The 21554-nt window shown below is 66.2% G+C and carries 20 protein-coding genes and 1 riboswitch; of the genes, 16 read left to right on the forward strand and 4 right to left on the reverse strand.

Annotated features, from left to right (window positions below; genetic code table 11):
* The first annotated feature begins 22 nt into the window (after positions 1–22).
* The 14 genes from ribD (at position 23) to ppc (ending at position 15716) form a co-directional block, all read left to right on the forward strand.
* Positions 23–1009, forward strand: coding sequence for a bifunctional diaminohydroxyphosphoribosylaminopyrimidine deaminase/5-amino-6-(5-phosphoribosylamino)uracil reductase RibD (gene ribD / locus WIMU1_RS13760; protein WP_174548742.1), 987 nt, complete (start codon positions 23–25; stop codon positions 1007–1009).
* A 62-nt stretch (positions 1010–1071) separates the two neighbouring features.
* Positions 1072–1230, forward strand: a riboswitch (FMN riboswitch).
* Positions 1231–1299: 69 nt separating this feature from the next.
* A complete protein-coding gene (locus WIMU1_RS13765; RefSeq protein ID WP_062798010.1) occupies positions 1300–1902 on the forward strand; it encodes a riboflavin synthase in 603 nt (200 codons plus the stop codon).
* The gene (locus tag WIMU1_RS13770) at positions 1899–3212 is read left to right on the forward strand and encodes a bifunctional 3,4-dihydroxy-2-butanone-4-phosphate synthase/GTP cyclohydrolase II (protein ID WP_023959431.1); all 1314 of its coding nucleotides are present in this window, start codon (positions 1899–1901) and stop codon (positions 3210–3212) included. The genes WIMU1_RS13765 and WIMU1_RS13770 overlap by 4 nt, the downstream gene beginning before the upstream one ends.
* Positions 3209–3706, forward strand: coding sequence for a 6,7-dimethyl-8-ribityllumazine synthase (ribH, locus tag WIMU1_RS13775; protein WP_062798011.1), 498 nt, complete (start codon positions 3209–3211; stop codon positions 3704–3706). Before WIMU1_RS13770 ends, ribH begins: the two co-directional genes overlap by 4 nt.
* Positions 3707–3720: 14 nt before the next feature.
* A complete protein-coding gene (locus WIMU1_RS13780) occupies positions 3721–4200 on the forward strand; it encodes a PH domain-containing protein (protein WP_245969023.1) in 480 nt (159 codons plus the stop codon).
* A 77-nt stretch (positions 4201–4277) separates the two neighbouring features.
* A complete protein-coding gene (gene uvrC / locus WIMU1_RS13785) occupies positions 4278–6335 on the forward strand; it encodes an excinuclease ABC subunit UvrC (RefSeq protein WP_062798015.1) in 2058 nt (685 codons plus the stop codon).
* Positions 6323–7246 (forward strand): RNase adapter RapZ, encoded by a 924-nt coding sequence (rapZ, locus tag WIMU1_RS13790; RefSeq protein ID WP_051406560.1) that lies wholly within the window; start codon positions 6323–6325, stop codon positions 7244–7246. The genes uvrC and rapZ overlap by 13 nt, the downstream gene beginning before the upstream one ends.
* On the forward strand, positions 7243–8295 hold the full coding sequence (locus WIMU1_RS13795; protein WP_062798016.1) for a gluconeogenesis factor YvcK family protein: 1053 nt from the start codon (positions 7243–7245) through the stop codon (positions 8293–8295). The genes rapZ and WIMU1_RS13795 overlap by 4 nt, the downstream gene beginning before the upstream one ends.
* Positions 8286–9269, forward strand: a complete 984-nt coding sequence (whiA, locus tag WIMU1_RS13800) for a DNA-binding protein WhiA (RefSeq protein WP_023959419.1) — start codon at positions 8286–8288, stop codon at positions 9267–9269. The genes WIMU1_RS13795 and whiA overlap by 10 nt, the downstream gene beginning before the upstream one ends.
* A 147-nt stretch (positions 9270–9416) precedes the next feature.
* Positions 9417–10436, forward strand: a complete 1020-nt coding sequence (gene gap, locus WIMU1_RS13805; protein WP_023959417.1) for a type I glyceraldehyde-3-phosphate dehydrogenase — start codon at positions 9417–9419, stop codon at positions 10434–10436.
* A gap of 34 nt (positions 10437–10470) precedes the next feature.
* On the forward strand, positions 10471–11688 hold the full coding sequence (locus tag WIMU1_RS13810; protein WP_030163118.1) for a phosphoglycerate kinase: 1218 nt from the start codon (positions 10471–10473) through the stop codon (positions 11686–11688).
* Position 11689: 1 nt separating this feature from the next.
* Entirely contained in the window at positions 11690–12478 is a 789-nt protein-coding gene (tpiA, locus tag WIMU1_RS13815) for a triose-phosphate isomerase (RefSeq protein ID WP_062798018.1), read from the forward strand.
* A 136-nt stretch (positions 12479–12614) separates the two neighbouring features.
* Complete coding sequence (gene secG / locus WIMU1_RS13820) at positions 12615–12848, forward strand: preprotein translocase subunit SecG (RefSeq protein WP_062798020.1); 234 nt, start codon at positions 12615–12617, stop codon at positions 12846–12848.
* Positions 12849–12911: 63 nt separating this feature from the next.
* A complete protein-coding gene (ppc, locus tag WIMU1_RS13825; protein ID WP_062798021.1) occupies positions 12912–15716 on the forward strand; it encodes a phosphoenolpyruvate carboxylase in 2805 nt (934 codons plus the stop codon).
* A gap of 23 nt (positions 15717–15739) precedes the next feature.
* Here ppc and WIMU1_RS13830 read toward each other — a convergent pair whose 3' ends face one another.
* Both WIMU1_RS13830 and WIMU1_RS13835 read right to left on the reverse strand, forming a co-directional pair.
* Complete coding sequence (locus tag WIMU1_RS13830) at positions 15740–16885, reverse strand: RNA polymerase sigma factor (RefSeq protein WP_062798023.1); 1146 nt, start codon at positions 16883–16885, stop codon at positions 15740–15742.
* Between the two features lie 6 nt (positions 16886–16891).
* On the reverse strand, positions 16892–17299 hold the full coding sequence (locus WIMU1_RS13835) for a YciI family protein (protein ID WP_030163110.1): 408 nt from the start codon (positions 17297–17299) through the stop codon (positions 16892–16894).
* A gap of 168 nt (positions 17300–17467) precedes the next feature.
* On the opposite strand from WIMU1_RS13835, the gene WIMU1_RS13840 reads away from it, so the two are divergent.
* Positions 17468–18739, forward strand: a complete 1272-nt coding sequence (locus tag WIMU1_RS13840) for an oxygenase MpaB family protein (RefSeq protein WP_062798024.1) — start codon at positions 17468–17470, stop codon at positions 18737–18739.
* Positions 18736–19791 carry a lipocalin-like domain-containing protein gene (locus WIMU1_RS13845; protein WP_174548735.1) on the forward strand — a complete coding sequence of 352 codons (1056 nt, stop codon included), beginning with the start codon at positions 18736–18738 and terminating at the stop codon, positions 19789–19791. The genes WIMU1_RS13840 and WIMU1_RS13845 overlap by 4 nt, the downstream gene beginning before the upstream one ends.
* A 68-nt stretch (positions 19792–19859) precedes the next feature.
* Here the strand turns inward: WIMU1_RS13845 and pgl are convergent, their stop codons facing one another.
* Both pgl and WIMU1_RS13855 read right to left on the reverse strand, forming a co-directional pair.
* A complete protein-coding gene (pgl, locus tag WIMU1_RS13850) occupies positions 19860–20606 on the reverse strand; it encodes a 6-phosphogluconolactonase (RefSeq protein WP_062798026.1) in 747 nt (248 codons plus the stop codon).
* Complete coding sequence (locus WIMU1_RS13855) at positions 20603–21526, reverse strand: glucose-6-phosphate dehydrogenase assembly protein OpcA (protein WP_062798028.1); 924 nt, start codon at positions 21524–21526, stop codon at positions 20603–20605. The genes pgl and WIMU1_RS13855 overlap by 4 nt, the downstream gene beginning before the upstream one ends.
* Positions 21527–21554: the final 28 nt, after the last annotated feature.

A 21554-nucleotide genomic window follows, 5' to 3' on the forward strand; every position in this document is an offset into this window, starting at 1 on the left:
GACCGGACCTGTCTCAGCGGCGATGCACCGCGCGATGAGTGAATCGCTCGGCGCGCGCGGACTGAGCACGCCGAACCCGCCGGTCGGCGCGGTGATCCTGGACGCCGACGGAAACGTCGCCGGGGTCGGACACACCAGGGAGGCCGGGGGCCCGCACGCCGAGGTGGTCGCTCTCGGGCAGGCAGGAGACAGAGCTGCGGGTGGGACCGCCGTGGTGACCCTCGAGCCGTGCAACCACACCGGGCGAACCGGGCCGTGTTCTGAGGCACTGATCGCCGCAGGCATCAGAGTTGTCCATTACGCGGTCGCCGACCCCAACCCCGTTGCCACGGGAGGACACCAACGACTCGAGGCTGCGGGTCTCGAAGTGCACGGCGGCGTGTGCGCCGACACGGTTGCCGCCGGCCCCCTGCGCGAATGGTTGTTCCGTCAGGAGCACGGCCGTCCGATGGTGACCGCCAAGTTCGCCGCATCCGTCGACGGACGGGTCGCTGCGCCCGACGGCTCGAGCCAGTGGATCACGGGTCCGGCTGCGCGCGAGCGTGTGCACGACGAGCGTGCGCAGATCGACGCGATCGTGGTCGGCACGGGCACCGTACTGGCCGACGACCCGAGTCTCACCGCGAGGTACCCCGACGGCTCACTCCGCGAACACCAGCCACTGCGAGTGGTTGTCGGATCGTCGGCCATCCCGCCACAGGCCAAGGTGTTCGACGGTCGAGCGCGCACCATCCGCATTCGTGAGCACGAACCGGCAGCCGTGGTGGAGGCCCTGGCCGAGCTGAGCAATGTGCAGATCGAGGGCGGATCACGGTTGCTCGGTGCGTTCTTCGCGGCGGGTCTGGTCGACCGGGTGCAGGCCTATGTCGCCCCGCTGGTGATCGGCGGGGGACTCGCGGCGATCACGGACGACACGGTCACCACCCTGCAGCAGGCGAGGCGATTTTCGACCGATCGTGTGGAGACACTCGGAGACGACGTTCTGCTCACCCTGACCGCAACCCGCTGACCGGCCATTTCATGGTCTTCTCGCTGGTCAGCGGGATCGATGGATGTGCTAACTTCGTAAGTGGAAGTTCTCGGGGCGGGGTGCGATTCCCCACCGGCGGTAATCGTGGGCGACAGTTCGCCTGCGGAGCCCGCGAGCGCCCGCATCACCCGATGCGGGGTCAGCAGATTCCGGTGAGATTCCGGAGCCGACGGTGATAGTCCGGATGAAAGAGAACACCACGGCCGGTCCGATGGATCGGCACGTGCGACGCCGCCCTGAGATCGCAGCAGCGATGTGAGGAGTTGGCGATGTTCACCGGAATCGTCGAAGAACGCGGCAGTATCGTCGCGCGTGAAGACCTGTCCGACGCGGCGCGGTTCACCGTCCGCGGGCCGCTGGTCACCAGCGATGCCGGTCACGGTGACTCGATCGCCGTCAACGGCGTCTGCCTGACCGTGGTGGAACTGCGGCCCGGCGGTGAGTTCACCGTCGACGTGATGGCCGAGACCCTGGGCCGCAGCTCACTGGCCACCGTCAGTCCCGGCAGCCCCGTCAACCTCGAGCGTGCGATGCCCGCCAGTGGCCGTTTCGGCGGTCACATCGTGCAGGGGCACGTCGACGGTGTCGGCACCGTCCAGACCGTGAACCAGGCGGAGAACTGGACCGTCGTGCGGATCGGTACCACGACAGCGGTTGCCCGGTACATCGTCGAGAAGGGCTCGATCACCGTCGACGGCGTGTCACTGACCGTTTCGGCCATCGGACCCGACTGGTTCGAGATCTCGCTCATCCCAACCACTCTCGATCTGACGACGCTGGGTGCGGCCGTCCCGGGGGTGGTCGTTAACCTGGAGGTCGACGTGATCGCCAAATACGTCGAACGGCTAGCCGCGATCGGAGTACAGCGATGAACAGTCCAACGGACGAGGTCGACGGCCTGCGCCAGACCACCAGGTTCGACACGGTGGAGCGCGCCATCGCCGACATCGCTGCCGGAAAAGCCGTTGTCGTCGTGGACGACGAGGACCGGGAGAACGAGGGCGACCTGATCTTCGCGGCCGAGAAGGCCACCCCTGAACTCGTGGCCTTCATGGTCCGCTACACCTCGGGATACCTGTGTGTGCCACTCGACGGTGCCGACTGTGACCGCCTCGGGCTTCCGCCGATGTACTCGATGAACCAGGACAAACACGGCACCGCCTACACCGTGACGGTTGATGCCCGCGAGGGAATCGGAACAGGCATCAGCGCCTCGGACCGCGCCGCCACCATGCGCCTGCTGGCCGACCCGGCGAGCACGGCGGGGGACTTCACCAGGCCCGGCCACGTGGTTCCCCTGCGCGCCAAGGAGGGCGGCGTACTTCGCCGCCCCGGCCACACCGAGGCCGCGGTCGATCTGGCTCGGATGGCCGATCTGTCGCCTGCCGGGGTGATCTGCGAGATCGTCAGCCAGAAGGACGAGGGCGCGATGGCCCAGACCCCGGAACTGCGGGTGTTCGCCGACGAACACGACCTCGCGCTGATCTCCATCGCCGACCTGATCGCATGGCGACGTCGCCATGAGAAGCATGTGGTGCGGGTCGCCGATGCCAGGATCCCGACGGCGCACGGCACGTTCCGGGCTGTCGGATACACCAGCATCTACGACGATGTCGAACACGTTGCGCTGGTACTGGGCGACATCGCCGGCGCAGACGGTGAGGGCAACGACGTGCTGGTTCGCGTCCACTCCGAATGTCTGACCGGCGACGTCTTCGGGTCGCTGCGTTGTGATTGCGGTCCCCAACTCGACGCCGCCCTGGAAATGGTGGCCGATGAAGGCCGCGGGATCGTCCTCTACATGCGGGGCCACGAGGGTCGCGGCATCGGCCTGCTGCACAAGCTGCAGGCGTATCAACTGCAGGATGCCGGGTCGGACACGGTCGACGCCAACCTCGAGCTGGGTCTGCCTGCCGATTCCCGCGACTACGGTCTGGGGGCACAGATCCTCGTCGATCTGGGTGTGTCGTCGATGCGGTTGCTGACGAACAACCCGGCCAAGCGGGTGGGCCTCGACGGTTACGGCCTGCACGTCACCGAACGAGTGCCGATGCCCGTGCGTCCCAACGCCGAGAACCTGCGTTATCTGCGGACCAAGCGTGACCGGATGGGTCACGACCTGGTCGGACTCGAAGACGACCCGGGCCACCCCTTCAACGTGAGCGGAGGCAACCCCGCATGAGCGGCGCCGGAGAACCCGAACTCGAGCTCGGTGACGCGAGCAGTCTGCGGCTGGCGATCGTTGCCTCGCAATGGCATTCGACCATCTGCGAATCGCTGCTGAGCGGCGCCACCACCGCCGCGGCCAAGGCCGGGATCGATGCGCCGACGGTGATCCGCGTGGCCGGTGCCATCGAACTGCCCGTCATCGTGCAGGCGCTGGCCCGGACCCATGACGCCGTCGTGGCCCTCGGGGTGGTGATCAAGGGCGAGACGCCTCACTTCGAATACGTCTGCGATGCGGTCACCGCAGGTCTGACCCGGGTGTCGCTCGACGAGTCGACTCCCGTCGGCAACGGGGTGCTGACCACGCTGGACGAACAGCAGGCGCTCGACCGTGCCGGACTTCCCGAGTCGAAAGAAGACAAGGGCGCCCAGGCTGCCACCGCGGCGATCGCGTCGGCGCTGACCTTGCGGACACTCGCCCGAGACGACAACCCGGCCGAGGTTCGATGAGACTGCGTTCGACCGTGACCACGAACACCTCCGGCGGCCGGGACGAGGACCGTTGGCAGCTGGTGTACAGACCAAGGAAGTCGCCGCGCTATGCGATCGTCGCGGCGGCCGCCATCATCATCGTCTTCATCGTGATCGCAGCGCTGCTGCGGGTCTCCGACACGGGGGCGTACTTCCGCACCTCCGACCAGGTCGCCATGGCGTTGATCGGTTGTGTGATCGGTGGGTCACTCCTCACCCTGACCCGCGCCCGCATCAGGGTTGGGGCGGAGGGCGTCGCGGTCCGGAACCTGTTGCAGGAGCGCATCTTCGACTGGAGCATCGTGCGCGGTGTCTGGTATCCGGACAGTGCGAACTGGGCGCGCCTGGAGCTCCCGGACGACGAACACGTCCCGGTACTGGCCATCCAGGCCAACGACGGCGAGAAGGCGATCGCGGCCATGAACGAGTTCCGTGCGTTGCGCGACCGATACACCCGCGACCCTGAACACTGACCTGGGTACCGCGGGTCCTCACCGGCGGCGGCGGCCGCGTGTGCGGACTTGTCGGCGCGGGGTACTAGCCTGGAATCGTGCCTGACCCGTCGACGTACCGCCCGGCTCCGGGGAGCATTCCCACCGAGCCCGGTGTGTACAAATTCCGGGACATCCACCATCGGGTGATCTACGTGGGCAAGGCGAAAAGTCTTCGTTCGCGGCTGACCTCTTACTTCGCGGACCTGTCCTCGCTGCACCCCCGTACGCGCCAGATGGTGACCACGGCGGCGTCGGTCGAGTGGACCGTGGTGTCCACCGAAGTCGAGGCCCTGCAGCTCGAATACAACTGGATCAAAGAGTTCGATCCGCGTTTCAACGTCCGCTACCGCGACGACAAGAGCTACCCGATGCTCGCCGTCACGATGGCCGAGGAATACCCGCGGCTGTTCGTCTACCGCGGACCACGTCGCAAGGGGGTCCGCTACTTCGGGCCCTATTCGCATGCCTGGGCGATTCGCGAGACGCTCGATCTGCTCACGCGGGTATTTCCTGCGCGCACGTGTTCCTCCGGAGTGTTCAAGCGGCACAAGCAGATCGACCGACCGTGTCTGCTGGGTTACATCGACAAGTGCGCGGCCCCGTGTATCGGGCGCGTCAGCGCAGAAGAACACCGGACCATCGTCGAGGACTTCTGCGACTTCCTCGCCGGGCGCACCGATCGCATGATCAACAACCTCCAGGGCCAGATGGAACGCGCATCGGCAGAGCTGGACTTCGAGCGCGCGGCCCGGCTGCGCGACGACATCGGGGCCCTGCGGCGGGCACTCGAACGGCAGGCCGTGGTGCTCGGAGACGGCACCGACGCCGATCTCGTGGCCATGGACGGCGACCAGCTCGAGGTGTCGGTGCAGGTCTTCCATGTCCGCGGCGGCCGCGTCCGTGGTCAACGTGGGTGGATCGTGGAGAAGTCCGGCGACGACCAGATGGCCGAGCAGGTCGGACAGTTCCTCACGCAGTTCTACGGCGAGCAGGTCGATCAAGCCGACTCGATCGACGTGGAGGATGGCCACGCGAAGGCCGACCCGGTACCCCGGGAGGTGCTGGTCCAGACGCTGCCCCCGAACGTCGACGAGGTCCGCGAATGGCTCTCGAGCCTGCGGGGAAGCAATGTGGACCTGCGCATTCCTCAACGCGGTGACAAACGGGCGCTGATGGAGACCCTGGCGCGCAACGCCGCCGACGCCCTCAACCAGCACAAGCTCAAGCGTGCGGGCGACCTGACGACCCGGTCGGCCGCCCTCACCGAGATCCAGGACACCCTCGGCCTCGACACCGCGCCGCTGCGGATCGAATGTATCGACATCTCGCACGTGCAGGGCACGGACGTGGTTGCATCGTTGGTGGTGTTCGAAGACGGCCTGCCACGCAAGTCCGACTATCGGCACTACGCGATCCGTGAGGCCGCCGGGGACGGCCGGTCCGACGATGTCGCCTCGATCGCCGAGGTCACGCGCCGCCGGTTTTTGCGCCACCGTGCCGATGTCGCGGCAGCGGCTCCGGTGACAACCGCGGCGATCGGTGGGGGCATCGCGGCTGACGGCGTCGTCGAGGTAGATCCGAACGGGGGAGACATGGCGCCGGAAGCGGCGATCGACCCGAAGACGGGGCGTCCGCGCAAGTTCGCCTACCCACCGAATCTCTTTGTCGTGGACGGCGGCGCGCCACAGGTGCATGCGGCGGCGGCGGTGCTGGACGAATTGAACATCACCGATGTCGCGGTGATCGGTCTGGCCAAACGACTCGAAGAGGTATGGGTGCCCGGCGACGATGATCCGGTCATCTTCCCCCGGACCAGCGAAGCGCTCTTCCTCCTGCAGCGGGTACGCGATGAGGCGCACCGGTTCGCGATCAGCTTCCATCGCAGCAAGCGCAGCAAACGGATGACCGCCTCGGCACTCGACGGCGTGCCCGGGTTGGGAGCAACCCGGCGTGCGGCTCTCGTCGCGCACTTCGGGTCGGTGGCCAATCTGCGGCAGGCCACCATCGAACAGATCTCCGAGGTACCCGGGATCGGCCAGACCACCGCTCGGGCGGTGCAAGCGGCACTTGTCGAACATAATCAGGGCAGTGAACAGACAGGATCCGCCAGGTGAGTGAATCGCAGGCCGGCACCACAACCGGCGCCCCAGGGCTGACCGAGGTGTTGCTGGTCACCGGACTGTCCGGTGCCGGCAGCAGCACCGTTGCGAACCTGCTCGAAGACGCCGGCTGGTACGTGGTCGACAACGTGCCGCACACCTTGATCAGGTCGATGGTGGACGTGGCCCGCCGCGACGACTCCGCCATCTCCCGGATGGCCATCGTGATGCGTATCCAGATCGACTCCTACGCCTCGGCCCTCGATGCCCTGCGCTCCGAACTGGCCCTGACCGGTGTCGATCCCAAGGTGGTGTTCATCGAGGCGTCGGACCAGGTGCTGGTGCAGCGGTTCGAGCAGGTACGTCGCCGACATCCGTTGCAGGGCAACGGCACTCTGATCTCGGCCATCGCGACCGAGCGGGCGATGCTGGCTGCGGTGAAGGAGCGGGCGGATCTTGTCATCGACACCTCGAACCTGTCGGTGGCCAGGTTGAGGGTGATCATCGAGGGCGCATATGCGAACGCGTCGGTCGCTGACGTGAGCGTGGTGGTCGAGTCGTTCGGGTTCAAGTACGGGCTGCCGATCGACGCGGACATGGTTGCCGACGTTCGTTTCCTGCCCAATCCACACTGGGTGCCGGAGCTCCGCGACCACAACGGTCTCGAGGAGCCGGTGCGTGACTACGTCCTGGGTCAGGAGGGCGCCGATGAGTTCCTGGAGAAATACGAGCAGATCTTGAGACTGGTCGGTGCGGGATACCGGCGCGAGGGCAAGAGGTACATGACGGTTGCCATCGGGTGCACCGGTGGAAAACACCGAAGCGTCGCGATGAGCGAGGCCATCGCCGCCCGATTGTCGTGCCCGGCCGATGGCGCGGCCGCTTTTGCGGTACGGGTGGCCCATCGGGATCTGGGCCGCGAATGACCGGCCGCGACCCCTCGATCGTCGCGCTGGGTGGGGGGCATGGTCTGTACGCCACCCTCACCGCCATGCGCCGGTTGAGCAACAACGTGACCGCCGTGGTGACGGTCGCCGACGACGGCGGATCGTCCGGACGTCTGCGGTCCGAACTCGGCGTCCTGCCGCCCGGTGACCTCCGGATGGCCATTGCCGCCTTGCTCGCTGCCACCGAACCAGAGAGCCGGGATGTCGCCGGGGTCGCCGGTGCACAGCCACCCGAGGAGTGGGCCGCGCTGTTGCAGCACCGCTTCGGCGGGCGCGGAGCCCTGGCAGGCCATCCGGTCGGAAATTTGTTGCTCGCCGGGCTCACCGAGGTCACCGGCGACGCGGTCAAAGCGCTGGAGATGATCACCACATTGTTCGGTGTGCAGGGCAGGGTGTTGCCGATGTCGGCCACCGCCCTCGACATCGAAGCCGATGTGTCCGGGCTCGAAGCCGACCCGCGGATCAGCCATTCGATCCGCGGTCAGGTCGCGGTCGCGACCACGCCGGGCAAGGTGCGCCGGGTCCGCTTGCTGCCGCACCAGCCGCCGGCGTGCCCGGAGGCCGTCGACGCCATCGACGGCGCCGACCTGGTGGTCCTCGGCCCGGGGTCCTGGTTCTCGAGCGTGATCCCGCATGTGTTGGTACCCGAGCAGCTCGCAGCCCTCAAACGGACGGCGGCCCGCAAGATCCTCATCGTCAACCTCGCCCCCGAACCCGGTGAGACAGCCGGTTTTTCGGTTGAACGCCACCTGCACGTCCTGCTCGCCCATGCCGACGATTTCCGGGTCGACCACGTGGTCGTCGACTCGGCGTCGGTGCCCTTCGGACGCGAACGCGAGCATGTGGAACGCGCTGCCGCGAAGTTCGGTGCCACCCTGCACGACGGCGAACTGGCAGTCCCTGGCACCCACACTCACGACCCCGCTCGCGTGGCGGCTCTCATCGCCGGCCTGTGCGATAGTGAAGCCGCCAGTTACAGATCGATAGTTCCAACAACCACAGAGGGAGACGGCGTCCGGTGGCGATGACATCCGCGGTCAAAGACGAATTGAGTCGTCTGGCGGTCACGCAGGTGAGCAGCCGGAAGGCCGAGGTCTCGGCTCTACTGCGCTTCGCGGGCGGACTCCACATCGTCGCGGGACGTGTGGTGGTGGAGGCCGAGGTGGACCTCGGCAACGTCGCGCGGCGGCTGCGCCAGGCGATCTTCGACCTCTACGGGTACAACTCCGAGTTCCACGTCCTCAGTGCCGGCGGTATCCGCAAGAGTGCCCGGTACATCGTCCGCGTCACCAAGGATGGCGAGGCCCTGGCCCGTCAGACCGGCCTGCTGGACATGCGTGGCAGGCCCGTGCGCGGCCTGCCGGCCCAGGTGGTCGGCGGCACCATCGGTGATGCCGAAGCTGCTTGGCGTGGAGCATTTCTCGCGCACGGATCGTTGACCGAGCCCGGCCGTTCCTCGGCCCTGGAGGTCAGCTGCCCCGGGCCGGAGGCCGCGCTGGCCCTGGTGGGTGCGGCTCGGCGGCTCGGCGTCACCGCCAAGGCTCGCGAGGTCCGCGGCGCCGACCGCGTGGTGATCCGCGACGGCGAGGCCATCGGCGCATTGCTGACCCGCATGGGAGCGCAGGACACCCGGCTCACCTGGGAAGAGCGCCGGATGCGCCGCGAGGTGCGTGCCACCGCCAACCGCCTGGCCAACTTCGACGACGCAAACCTGCGTCGGTCGGCGCGCGCCGCTGTTGCGGCTGCCGCCCGGGTGGAGCGCGCGCTCGAGATCCTCGGCGACCAGGTGCCGGATCACCTGATCTCGGCGGGACAGCTCCGGATCACCCACCGGCAGGCATCGCTGGAGGAGTTGGGCCAGCTCGCTGATCCGCCGATGACGAAAGACGCTGTGGCGGGCCGTATCCGGCGTCTGCTGTCGATGGCCGACAAAAAGGCGCGGACCGAAGGCATCCCCGACACCGAGTCGGCGGTCACCGCCGACCTGCTCGACGACGACTGACGAGCGCGGCCGGGCGCTTCGGCGTCCCACCACGCCCGGTGCCAGGACCGGGCGTGCCTGGCTGTTCGGGGCCGACTAGGCTGATCACTGCCGCAGAGGCGGGAGCCACACAATGGCCCAGCACACCGCATAGCTAAGGAGCTCACAGTGACCGTTCGGGTAGGCGTCAACGGATTCGGCCGGATCGGCCGCAACTTCTTCCGTGCCGTGGAAGCACAAAAGGCGTTGGGCACCACCGACGTCGAGATCGTCGCCGTCAACGACCTCACCGACAACGCGAGCCTGGCTCATCTGCTCAAGTACGACTCCATCCTGGGCCGCCTGCCGCAGGACGTCTCGCTCGAAGGTGACGACACCATCGTCGTCGGCGATCAGAAGATCAAGGCGCTGTCGCTGCGCGAAGGCCCGTCGGCGCTGCCGTGGGGCGACCTCGGTGTCGACGTCGTCGTCGAGTCCACCGGAATCTTCACCGATGCTGCCAAGGCGAAGGGCCACCTGGACGCCGGCGCCAAGAAGGTCATCATCTCCGCGCCCGCAAAGGGCGAGGACATCACCATCGTGATGGGCGTCAACGACGACAAGTACGACGGCAGCCAGAACATCATCTCCAACGCTTCGTGCACCACCAACTGCCTCGGCCCCATCGCCAAGGTCCTCGACGACGAGTTCGGCATCGTCAAGGGTCTGATGACCACGATCCACGCCTACACGCAGGACCAGAACCTCCAGGACGGACCGCACAGTGACCTCCGTCGTGCGCGCGCTGCCGCTCTGAACGTGGTCCCGACCGGCACCGGTGCCGCCAAGGCGATCGGGCTCGTGCTCCCGCAGCTGCTCGGCAAGCTCGATGGTTACGCACTCCGCGTGCCGATCCCGACCGGCTCGGTCACAGACCTCACCGCGAACCTCAAGAAGTCGGCAAGCGTCGACGAGATCAACGCCGCGATGAAGGCTGCCGCCGAGGGCCCCCTCAAGGGCATCCTGAAGTACAGCACCGACCCGATCGTGTCCTCCGACATCGTCACCGACCCGCACTCGAGCATCTTCGATGCGCCGCTGACCAAGGTGATCGAGGACCAGGTCAAGATCGTGTCGTGGTACGACAACGAGTGGGGCTACTCCAACCGCCTCGTCGACCTCATCGGCCTGGTCGGCAAGTCACTGTAATCAGGTCCTTCCAGCGCCAGGAGACGACGTACCCGTGACCACCTCGGTTCCCACCCTCGCCGATTTGCTCGAGACCGGAGTGGAAGGAAGGACCGTGTTGGTCCGTTCCGACCTCAACGTGCCTCTCGACGGCGGCAAGATCACCGACGCCGGACGCATCGTTGCGTCGGCGCCGACCATCAAGGCTCTGTCCGACGCAGGTGCCAAGGTCATCGTGACCGCACACCTGGGCCGTCCGAAGGGGGCGCCCGACCCGGCGTTCTCCCTCGCGCCGGTCGCCGAGCGGCTTGGCACCGAGCTGGGCCGTAACGTCCAGCTCGCCGGTGACGTGGTCGGCGGGGACGCGTTGGCCCGCTCGGAAGGTCTGACCGACGGCGACGTGCTGTTGGTCGAAAACGTGCGGTTCGATCCGCGCGAGACCTCCAAGGACGCAGCCGAGCGCGAGAAGCTCGCCAAGGCGCTGGTGGAGTTGACCGGTGATGAGGGCGCGTTCGTCTCCGACGGATTCGGTGTGGTGCACCGTGAGCAGGCATCGGTGTACGACGTGGCAAAGCTGTTGCCGCACTATGCAGGTGGCCTCGTCGCAGCCGAGGTCGAGGTTCTGGCCAAGCTGACAACCGACACCGCCCGGCCTTACGCGGTGGTGCTCGGCGGCTCCAAGGTGTCGGACAAGATCGGCGTCATCGAGGCCCTGGCGCCCAAGGTCGACACCCTGGTGATCGGCGGCGGTATGGCGTTCACCTTCCTCGCCGCACGTGGGCTGTCGGTCGGTTCGTCGTTGCTGCAGGAAGACCAGATCGAGGTCTGCAAGTCCTTGCTCGAGCGGTTCGGGGACGTCATCCACCTTCCGGTGGACGTGGTCGTGGCCGACAAGTTCGCGGCCGACGCCGAGGCCAAAACCGTGTCGGCAGAAGAGATCCCGGACGGCTGGATGGGGTTGGACATCGGTCCCGAGTCGGTCAAGCGCTTCGCGGCCGTGTTGCACGAGGCCAAGACCGTCTTCTGGAACGGCCCGGCGGGTGTCTTCGAGTTCGAGAAGTTCGCCGCCGGCACCAAGGGTCTGGCCCAGGCGATCATCGAAGCAACCAGCGGGGGAGCGTTCTCCGTGGTCGGCGGCGGCGACAGCGCGGCGGCGGTCCGAACCCTCGGTCTCCCCGAGGACGGGTTCTCGCACATCTCGACCGGCGGCGGTGCGTCTCTGGAGTATCTCGAAGGCAAAGAGTTGCCCGGACTGAAGGTGTTGGAGAACTGAGATGGCCAATCGTAAGCCGCTGATCGCCGGCAACTGGAAGATGAACCTCAACCACCTCGAGGCCATCGGTCTGGTGCAGAAGATCGCATTCGCGTTGCCCGCCAAGTACTTCGACAAGGTCGACGTGACGGTGATCCCCCCGTTCACCGACATCCGAAGCGTGCAGACCGTCGTCGACGGCGACAAGTTGCTGTTGACCTATGGCGCGCAGGACCTCTCGGCGCACGATTCGGGTGCGTACACCGGTGAGATCAGCGGCGCGTTCCTGGCCAAGCTCGGGTGCACATTCGTGGTGGTCGGGCATTCCGAGCGGCGCACCATGCACGCGGAGACCGACGACGTGGTGCTGGCGAAGACCAAGGCAGCGCTCAAGTACGAGCTGACCCCCATCGTCTGTGTCGGCGAAGGCCTCGAGGTGCGCGAGGCGGGCGACCACGTCGACTACAACATCGCGCAGCTCAAGGGATCGCTTGCAGGTCTGTCCGCCGACGAGATCAGCAAGGTTGTCATCGCCTACGAACCCGTGTGGGCCATCGGCACCGGCCGCGTTGCCAGTGCCGCCGACGCCCAGGAGGTGTGCGCGGCGCTGCGTGCCACGCTCGCCGAACTGGCCGACGCCAAGGTCGCCGACTCGGTGCGCATCCTCTACGGCGGATCTGTGAATGCCAAGAACGTCGGCGAGATCGTGGGACAGACCGACGTCGACGGTGCCCTGGTGGGTGGCGCGTCGCTCAAGTCCGACGAGTTCGCCACCCTCTCGGCGATCGCCGCCGGGGGACCGCTGCCCTGACCAACCGATTTTGTGCCCTTTTGGCGGTACTGACCTGCGGGTTTGTTCGCCAAAAGGGCACAATTCTGGGATGGGGGACGCGGCCGGTACAGTTGAAGATCGGCCGTCAGTACAACTCTTTGATAGGAAACGACACGTGAAGCTTGCCCTGGACATCGGACTGGTGGTCACCAGCGTCATGTTGATCGTGTTGGTTCTGCTGCACCGCGGCAAGGGCGGCGGACTCTCGTCGCTGTTCGGCGGCGGCGTGCAGTCGAGTTTGTCCGGCTCCAGTGTTGTCGAGCGAAATCTCGACCGCCTCACCGTGTTCGTCGGCGTCATCTGGCTGATCTTCATCCTCGGCATCGGTCTGGACATCAAACTCTCGTAACTTCGGCCGACACGGGCCATGTCCGAGATGCGCGAGCACGGACCGGCCAGAGATACTTGACCGGTGACTGACAAGCGCCACATCGTGCCCCGTCCGGAAGCCGGCAGTACCGACCGCGAGCTCACCGAACCACTCCGCGAGGACATCCGGTTGCTCGGCGGGATCCTCGGGCAGATCGTGCGCAAACATGCAGGCGAAGAGACCTTCGAACTGGTCGAGAAAGCGCGCGTCGAGTCGTTCCGGATCCGCCGCGACGAAATCGACCGCACCGAACTCGAAGAGCTCTTCCGCGACATCGACGTCCAGGACGCGATCTCGGTCATCCGGGCGTTCAGCCATTTCGCCTTGCTCGCCAACCTCGCCGAAGACATTCATCGCGAGCGTCGCCGCGCCATCCATGTGCGCGCCGGCGATCCTCCGCAGGACTCGAGTCTCGCCGCGACATATTCGAAGCTGTCTGCCGCGGGTCTGACCGACGAGCAGGTGGGATCTGCGTTGGCAGATGCGACCGTGGTGCCCGTGATCACCGCCCACCCCACCGAGACCCGACGTCGCACGGTCTTCGAGGTGCAGCGTCGCATCACTGATCTGATGCGCTTCGCCGGACGTACGGAATTGACACCCGCCGAGCGCGACGAGGTGCACACCGCGCTGAACCGGCAGATCCTCACGCTGTGGGAAACCGCGTTGATCCGACTCGAGCGTCTCCAGATCCAGGATGAGATCGAGGTGGGTCTGCGGTATTACGATGCCGGATTCTTCGAGGTCATTCCCCGGGTCAATGCCGAGCTACGGGCATGGCTGCAAGAGCACTATCCAACTGCGGGCATCGCCGACGATCCGATTCTCCGGATGGGCTCATGGATCGGTGGAGACCGCGACGGGAATCCATTTGTCACCGGTGAGATCGTGGGCATGGCCACCCGGCGTGCCGCGGAAACCGCTGTGGCGCATCATCTATCCGAATTGACCACCCTGGCACAGGAATTGAGCCTGACGTCGCGGCTGACGGAGGTCGACGACGAGGTGTTCGCGCTCGGCGGCGTGGAGCGTGGCACCCCCGACGCCGACGAACCCTATCGCCAGGCATTGCGGGCCATTCGGCGTCGATTGGCTGCAACCGCCGGTTCGTTGTTCGACGATCGTTTTGTGGCCGTCAACGACGGGGGCTTCCCCAAAGACGGTGCCGAGACGTACGCCGATGCCGAGCAGTTACTGGCGGACCTCGACGTCATCGATGCGTCACTGCGCGCGAACGGCGACGACGAACTCGCCGATGACCGATTGCTGACTCTGCGCGAAGCCGTGCGCGCGTTCGGATTCCACCTGTCCGGCCTGGACATGCGGCAGAACTCGGACATGCACGAGGAGGTGGTGGCCGAACTGCTCGCCTGGGCCGGGGTCCATCACGACTACACGTCGTTGTCCGAGCACGAGCGGGTCGAGTTGCTGACGGCGGAACTGAGCAACCGTCGACCACTGGTCGGGCCCGGCGCCACACTGTCCGAGCTCGCCGACAAGGAATTGGCGATCGTTCGGGCTGCGGCCTCCGCGGTCGCGGCTTTCGGTCCCCAGGCCGTTCCGAACTACGTCATCAGCATGTGCACATCGGTCAGCGATCTATTCGAGGCGATCGTGCTGCTCAAGGAAGCAGGCCTGTTCGACCCCGGTGACGCGAAGACTCCTCCGACGTCGACCGTCCGGGTCGTCCCTCTCTTCGAGACCATCGAGGATCTGCAGCAAGGTGCGGCCACTCTTCTTGCAGCACTGGATGTTCCGCTGTACCGCGCGTTGGTTGAACAGCAGGAGGGCATGCAGGAGATCATGCTCGGCTACTCGGACTCCAACAAGGACGGAGGGTATCTCGCCGCGAACTGGGCGCTCTACCGCGCCGAACTCGACCTTGTTGAAGCCGCCGAGAAGGCCGGAATCCGGTTGCGGCTCTTCCACGGCCGGGGCGGTACCGTCGGCCGAGGGGGTGGGCCGAGCTACGACGCGATCCTCGCCCAGCCGCCGGGCGCCGTCCAGGGATCGCTCCGCATCACCGAGCAGGGTGAGGTGATCGCGGCCAAATACGCCGAACCCGTTGTCGCCCGGCGCAATCTCGAGACGTTGCTGGCCGCGACGATCGAGTCGTCGCTCCTGGACACCGAGGGCCTCGGAGAAGAAGCGGAAGCGGCGTACGCGGTGCTTGATGAACTCGCTGCGCTGGCTCGCCAGGCCTACAGCGAACTGGTCCACGAGACACCGGGATTCGTCGAGTATTTCGTGAACTCGACGCCTCTGTCGGAGATCGGGTCGCTGAACATCGGCAGCCGTCCGGCCTCTCGCAAACAGACCGAGAAGATCTCTGACCTCCGTGCGATCCCGTGGGTGCTGTCGTGGTCTCAGGCTCGCGTGATGCTGCCCGGGTGGTACGGCACGGGCTCGGCGTTCGAGCAGTGGGTGGGGGACGACAGCAGCCGGCTGGAGACGTTGTCGGACTACTACGAGCGCTGGCCGTTCTTCCGAACGGTGATGTCGAACATGGCGCAGGTGATGGCCAAGTCGGATCTCGGTCTGGCCGAACGTTATTCGCGACTCGTTCCCGATGAGGACCTGCGTGTCAAAGTCTTCGGGATGATATCCGCCGAGCATGAACGCACAACGGCCATGTACTTCAAGATCACCAAGACCGACGACCTCCTGGCCGACAACCCAGCGCTCAAACGGTCGGTCTTCAACCGTTTTCCGTACCTCGAGCCGCTGAATCACCTCCAGGTGGAGCTTCTGCGGCGTTACCGCGGCGGGGACGACTCCGAGCTGGTCCGCCGCGGCATCCAGCTCACGATGAACGGTCTCGCAACCGCGCTGCGCAACAGCGGCTGACGGCTCGCCGGGCCGGGTGTCCCTCAGTTGCGCCGGGCGGCGTTCAATCGTGCCGCCTGGCGCGTGAGGTGGTCACGTTCGGGCACGCTGGGCGCCAGTCGGGCGGCGTCGGCGTACAGTCGCGCCGCGGTCTTGATGTCGCCGTCGCGTTCGTGCAGGTAGGCGCAAACGGCCGTATACCGGGGCAGTGCGGTGTCGAGCCCGGCGAGGGCGGCCAGCCCGGCTCGCGGTCCGTCCGCCTCACCGACTGCCACCGCGCGATTGAGCCGAACGATCGGACTGTCGGTGAGTCGCACCAGTTCGTCGTACCACTCCACGATCTGCACCCAGTCGGTTTCCGAGGCCGATCGGGCGTCGGCGTGCAGGGCAGCAATGGCGGCCTGCGCCTGGAACTCGCCGAGGTTGTCGCGGGCGAGCGCGTTCTGGAGTACGTCGACTCCCTCGGCGATCATGCCGGTGTCCCAGAGGCGCCGGTCCTGATCGGCGAGTGGCACCAGGCCGCCGTCGGGGCCTATCCGTGCCGGCCGCCGGGCGTGGTGGAGCAGCATGAGGGCGAGCAGGCCGGAGACCTCCTCCTGCCGCACCATCGCGTCGAGCTGACGGGTCAGTCGAATGGCCTCACCGGCCAGGTCGATGTCGCCGGAATATCCTTCGTTGAACACCAGATAGAGCACCCGGAGCACCGTCGCGAGGTCACCGGGCTGGTCGAAGCGGACGTCTGACACGGTTCGTTTGGCTCTGCTGATCCGCTGGGCCATCGTTGCCTCGGGGACGAGATAGGCCTGCGCGATCTGCCGGGTACTCAGGCCGCCGATCGCGCGCAGGGTGAGCGCGACGGCTGACGCCGGCGTGAGAGACGGGTGGGCGCAGAGGAAGTACAGGTGGAGCGTGTCGTCGGCGATCTGTCCAGGGCCGGGTGGCGGCTCGTTCTCCGCACGGACCTCACGGTCACGCCGAGCGTTTTCCGACCGCACCGAGTCGAGGAACTTGCGCCAGGCGACAGTGACCAGCCAGCCTTTCGGATCCCGTGGAGGATCAGTCGGCCACAGCTTCATCGCCTCCACCAGTGCGTCCTGCACGGCGTCCTCGGCCGTCGCGAAGTCGACTCCGCGACGTACGAGGACGCCGATCACAGCAGGCGTGAGGTTCCGTAACAGAGCCTCATCCACCGCGTGTCACTCCGTGATCGCGGTGGGTGCGGTGAGGAAGGGGCGCACCTCCAGCCACTCGCGAAGAGGTTCACCGCCCGCACCGGGCGCCGCAGACAGTTCGGCAGCGAGTTCGAGAGCACGGTCGTAACTGTCGACATCGATCGCCATCCAGCCGGCGATCAGGTCTTTGGTCTCCGCGAACGGGCCGTCGGTGACCGGCGGGCGACCCTCACCGTCGTATCGCACGAACGTTCCCTCCATCGACAGCGCCTGGCCGTCCACGAATTCGCCGTTGCGTTGCAGGCGGGTCGCGAAGTCTTCCATGAACTGCATATGGGCGGACACCTCCTCGGGCTTCCACTGGTCCATCGGTGTGTCGAACAGCGGTGCCGGGCCACCCCGGTAGTGCTTGAGCAACAGGTACTTGGCCATCGTCTTCTCCTTGGTGGGTACGGCCCATTGTGGCCGTTTCACTACGGGGACGGAGTCGCTCGGTGGTTCTCGACATCGGCTTGTCCATGAATTCAGAAAATGTGGCGAACGATGTGAGACGATTACGCAAAACAGTCTCAACTCTTGCTCTACCCCCGAGGAGAACCTGTGTCCGCGACACTGCCAGACCAGCGTGTACCCGTCCCCGGTTTCCCGACGGCCGTCAAGTACGGCGCGGCTCAGAACAACCGGTGGCTCAGGACCGTCCGTCGAGCAGCTGTCAAGACAACTGGTCGCGACCTCTTTCCCACGGACGATCAAATCCGGACATTCGCCGAAGACATGTTCCGCAGTGACCCCGTGGCCGAACGATTTGTCGACGAGGTGTACGGCGAGCTGGGAGCGCCCGCTGCCCGCGCCCTTCTCGACAAGGCCTTGACGGAGGGGCTCGATTCCATCGAGGACCCTCCCGCAGCGATGAAGGCGCTGTTCGAGGAGTTCGAAACCGTCCCCGACTGGGTGGATCCGGCGATGATCGCCGAAGGAGAGGCCATCTGGCGTCGATGGGGCACCTCGCTGTTCAGCGTGGCGGGCGGCATCACCCTGGAGATGTATACCGAGGCGGCTGTGGCCACACCGCTGTCGCTGGCGGGCGGTTACGCGGGGGACAACGCCCTGCGTAGGTTCCTCGAGACGGCCCGTTTCTGGATCGACGTGTCCGAGCCGGACGCGTTGTTGACACCTGGATCGGCCGGCCGTGCCACAGCCATGCGGGTTCGCGTGATGCACGTGTGGGTGCGCCGAAAGGTCGCCGAGCATCCCGAATGGGACACCGAGCGGTGGGGTGTGCCCATCAGCCAGTCGTACCAGTTGTTGACGCTGCTCGGTGGCAGCGTCGTCCCGGCGATGGCTCTCTGGCTGGTGGGGGTGCAGACCTCGCTCCGGGAGATCCGGGTGCTGTTGCATTACCAGCGCTATCTCGGTCATCTCTTGGGCGTCCGCATGCAGTGGTATCCCGAATCGATCGCCGACTCGCTTCGGCTCCTGGCGTTGGTCAATTCCGCCCGCAGTTACGACGCGGGCGGTCACGGCGCCGAACTCATCGAATCGTTCCCAGCCGCATTTGCGCCTCGCGATGGTCACACCGGTGTTCGACGCTTGCGTGAAAAGTACAACGCCACAATGTATTCCGCCTATTCGGCGGTTTTCATGATGCCGTGGACGCGCCGCCGGTACAACATGCCGAGTGCGGCGCCCGGGATTGCCTGGATCATCGCGCGACTGCCTGCGGTGGTGCTGATCGAGACCGTCCGCCGGATCTGCCCTCCGTTCGCCCGTCTCCACGAGTCCATCATGCGCAAACACCGGGAGAACTGGCACGACGCGCAGATGGAAGGCCGGTCGGCCGAATTCGACGCCAGCGGGGGTTTGCGGCGGTGAGTGTGGTCGAGGCGTGGAACGGTCCGGGCCGTCGCGACGGTGAACTCACCGTGGTACGCCCGTCCGACAACGGAGTCCATCTCCCTTCGCACGGAAAGCCATTCGAGCACTGGTACTTTGACGCCACGTTCGACAACGGGTATTCGATCGTCGTGTTCTTCAACAAGCGCCGCCCGGAAGACATGCCATGGGCGCGTCCCTGGGTTGAGGTCACGCTGTATTCGCCGGATGGATCTCGGCAGCAGTTCTCCAAGAGATATTCACGATCGAAGGCAACGTTCACCGCCGACCGGGCCGATGTGACCATCGGTGAGAACCGTGCCCACATCGAATCGGTCTCGGCGCCTCTGCCGAGCTATCTGGTCCATGCGGCGATCGGCGGGATTGAACTCGATCTCCGTTTCGACAGCGTGATGAGGCCCTGGATGCCGGGCAGTGGCGAGACGCATTTCACCGACGCCGAGTCGTTCGGCTGGGTGGTCGGTGCTCCGAGAGCGACAGTGACGGGATGGGTGAGCCTCGGGGACAACAAGTTCGACGTCATGGGCCAGGGGTACGCCGACCACAATTGGGGCACCGGCGACATGAAAAGGGTCATCGACCGCTGGCACTGGGGCCGGCTGTACCTAGCGGACTATTCGCTGCTCTACGCCACCGTCATGACGCAGCGGCGGTTCGATTCCCACGTGATCAGCCCGCTCATGCTGGCACGCGACAACGAGGTGGTCCTGAGTACGGGGGAGACGATCCTGACCGAGGGACCACCGGCGTTCGATGAGGACGCGGGCCGCACCTACCCGACTTCGGTGACCCTGCACGTTCCCGGTGAAATGGAGCTGATCTTGCAGGTGCGCAACGTGATTCATGCCGAGGATATTGTGCGAGGGGTTCCGATCGTGGGCAGCGCCCCGCTGCGACCGCTGGCATATCGCCTCATCGGTCACCCGGGATATTTCCGGTTCTACTCCGACTTCGAGCTCACCGTGCACACGTCCGGTGGCGCGTTGACGAGAACGGGGACCACTCTTCACGAACTGGTCGCCCTGAGCTAGAGCGGCAACCCAGTCGGCCACCAGGGGGATCTCACCCGTGCGCAGTTTGCGGTCTAGACGAACCCAGCTCAGGTCAGCTGCGACGCCGCGTCCGGGTCGACGAACCACACGGTTGCGTCCGTGCCGTGCGCCCCGGCACACGGCCAGTCCAGAGGATCGGCCCCACCGACTCCGGCGGCCACCGCCTCGGCCTTCTCGGCGCCGGACACCAGGAACCAGACCTCGCGGGCCCGGGCGACAGCCGGGAACGTCAGCGTGATCCGCTGGGGCGGTGGCTTGGGTGAGTCGGTGACGGCGACCACGGTGGCGTCGGCTTCGGCAGTTGCCGCACTGTGGGGGAACAGCGAGTTGATGTGCCCCTCACCGCCCATCCCGACCAGATGGACGTCGAACTCCGGTACCAGATGGCCGTCGCCGGCTTTCGACGACAACGTCGCAGCGTAAGCGGCCGCCGCCGCTTCGATGTCGTCGCCGAACTCGCCATCGGACGCAGCCATGACGAACACCCGATCCGGTTGCACCGGAACGTGGTTGAGTAGCGCATCGTAAGCCTGCCCGGCGTTCCGTTCGGGGTCGTCGGCGGTGACGAACCGTTCGTCACCCCAGTAGATGTCCACCGCGGACCAGTCGATGTCGCCGGAGTCCTTGGCCAGAGCTTCCAGTAGCGCGATTCCGTTGCTACCTCCGGTCAGTACCACCGAGGCGCTGCCGCGCGCGGCCTGCGCCGAGGTGACCGTGGCGATGAACCGCGCCGCCACCGACTCGACGAGCGCGGACTTGTCCGCGCAGTGGATCACCTGCGCATCGGCGTTCATGCGTGCACCTTGTCTTTCGCTCGGGTCAGCCCATCGACGCCCTGCAGGGCGAGGTGGTAGATCTCGTCCGGATCGAGTCGCCGCAGCTCTTCGGCGAGGCAGTCGCGGATGTCACGACCGGGTAGGGCCACCTTGCCGTCGGGCTTGCCCGGAATGGAGATGATGGCCTGGTTGCTCATACCGACGCACAGCACCAGCGGTCCGGCCTCGCGTTCGAGGGTCACCTTGAAGCTGCCGACCGATCGGGTCACCGGCACCTTAAGAACGGCATGCAACCAACCGGCGAGCAGATCGACCGCGGGAGATCCCGCAGGGCCCTCGACCTCAGCGGACACCGCTGCACTGTGCGGCGGTTGATCGAGCGCCGAGGTGAGCAAGGCGCGCCACGGGGTGATCTGGGACCACGCGATGTCCGAGTCGCCGGGGGAGTACGTCCTCAGTCGCTCGGCGAGGGCTGCGGGCACATCGGATGCCTTGTTGGTGTCGGTGATACGGCGCCTTCCGAGCTGCCCCATCGGATCGGCGGCAGGATTCTCGGGTGGCCGGCCCGGCCACCACGTCACCACCGGCGTGTCCGGCAGCATGAACGGGATGACCACGCTCTCACCGTGATTCGCCAATTCGCCGTAGAGATGCAGAACCACCACCTCCGACGCGCCTGCGTCGCCGCCCACCCGGATTTGTGCGTCCAGTCGCGACTTCATCCGACGGTCGCCGCACGACACCACGATCACCCGGCAAGGGTGCTCGCGACTGGCCTCGTTGGCCGCGTCGATCGCGCCTTCGGTGGGTTCGCCCTCGTCCGAGCAGACGAGCAGGGTCAGCACCCGGCCCGACGTGAAAGCACCGCCGGCATCACGGATCTTGATGAGTTCCTTGCTGATCGCGGTGGTGCTGGTATCGGGCAGTTCGACAATCACGACTGGAACTCCTTCGTCGGCATGACTA

The organism is Williamsia muralis NBRC 105860, assembly GCF_001598915.1.
GTDB lineage: Bacteria > Actinomycetota > Actinomycetes > Mycobacteriales > Mycobacteriaceae > Williamsia > Williamsia muralis.

Excerpts from the sequence above, each read along its gene's own strand:
- ribH (WP_062798011.1), top strand. The coding sequence starts at position 3,209 with ATGAGCGGCGCCGGAGAACCCGAACTCGAGCTCGGTGACGCGAGCAGT.
- tpiA (WP_062798018.1), top strand. The coding sequence starts at position 11,690 with ATGGCCAATCGTAAGCCGCTGATCGCCGGCAACTGGAAGATGAACCTC.
- WIMU1_RS13795 (WP_062798016.1), top strand. The coding sequence starts at position 7,243 with ATGACCGGCCGCGACCCCTCGATCGTCGCGCTGGGTGGGGGGCATGGT.
- WIMU1_RS13770 (WP_023959431.1), top strand. The coding sequence starts at position 1,899 with ATGAACAGTCCAACGGACGAGGTCGACGGCCTGCGCCAGACCACCAGG.
- pgl (WP_062798026.1), bottom strand. The coding sequence starts at position 20,606 with ATGAACGCCGATGCGCAGGTGATCCACTGCGCGGACAAGTCCGCGCTC.
- WIMU1_RS13835 (WP_030163110.1), bottom strand. The coding sequence starts at position 17,299 with ATGGCCAAGTACCTGTTGCTCAAGCACTACCGGGGTGGCCCGGCACCG.
- ribD (WP_174548742.1), top strand. The coding sequence starts at position 23 with ATGCACCGCGCGATGAGTGAATCGCTCGGCGCGCGCGGACTGAGCACG.
- WIMU1_RS13765 (WP_062798010.1), top strand. The coding sequence starts at position 1,300 with ATGTTCACCGGAATCGTCGAAGAACGCGGCAGTATCGTCGCGCGTGAA.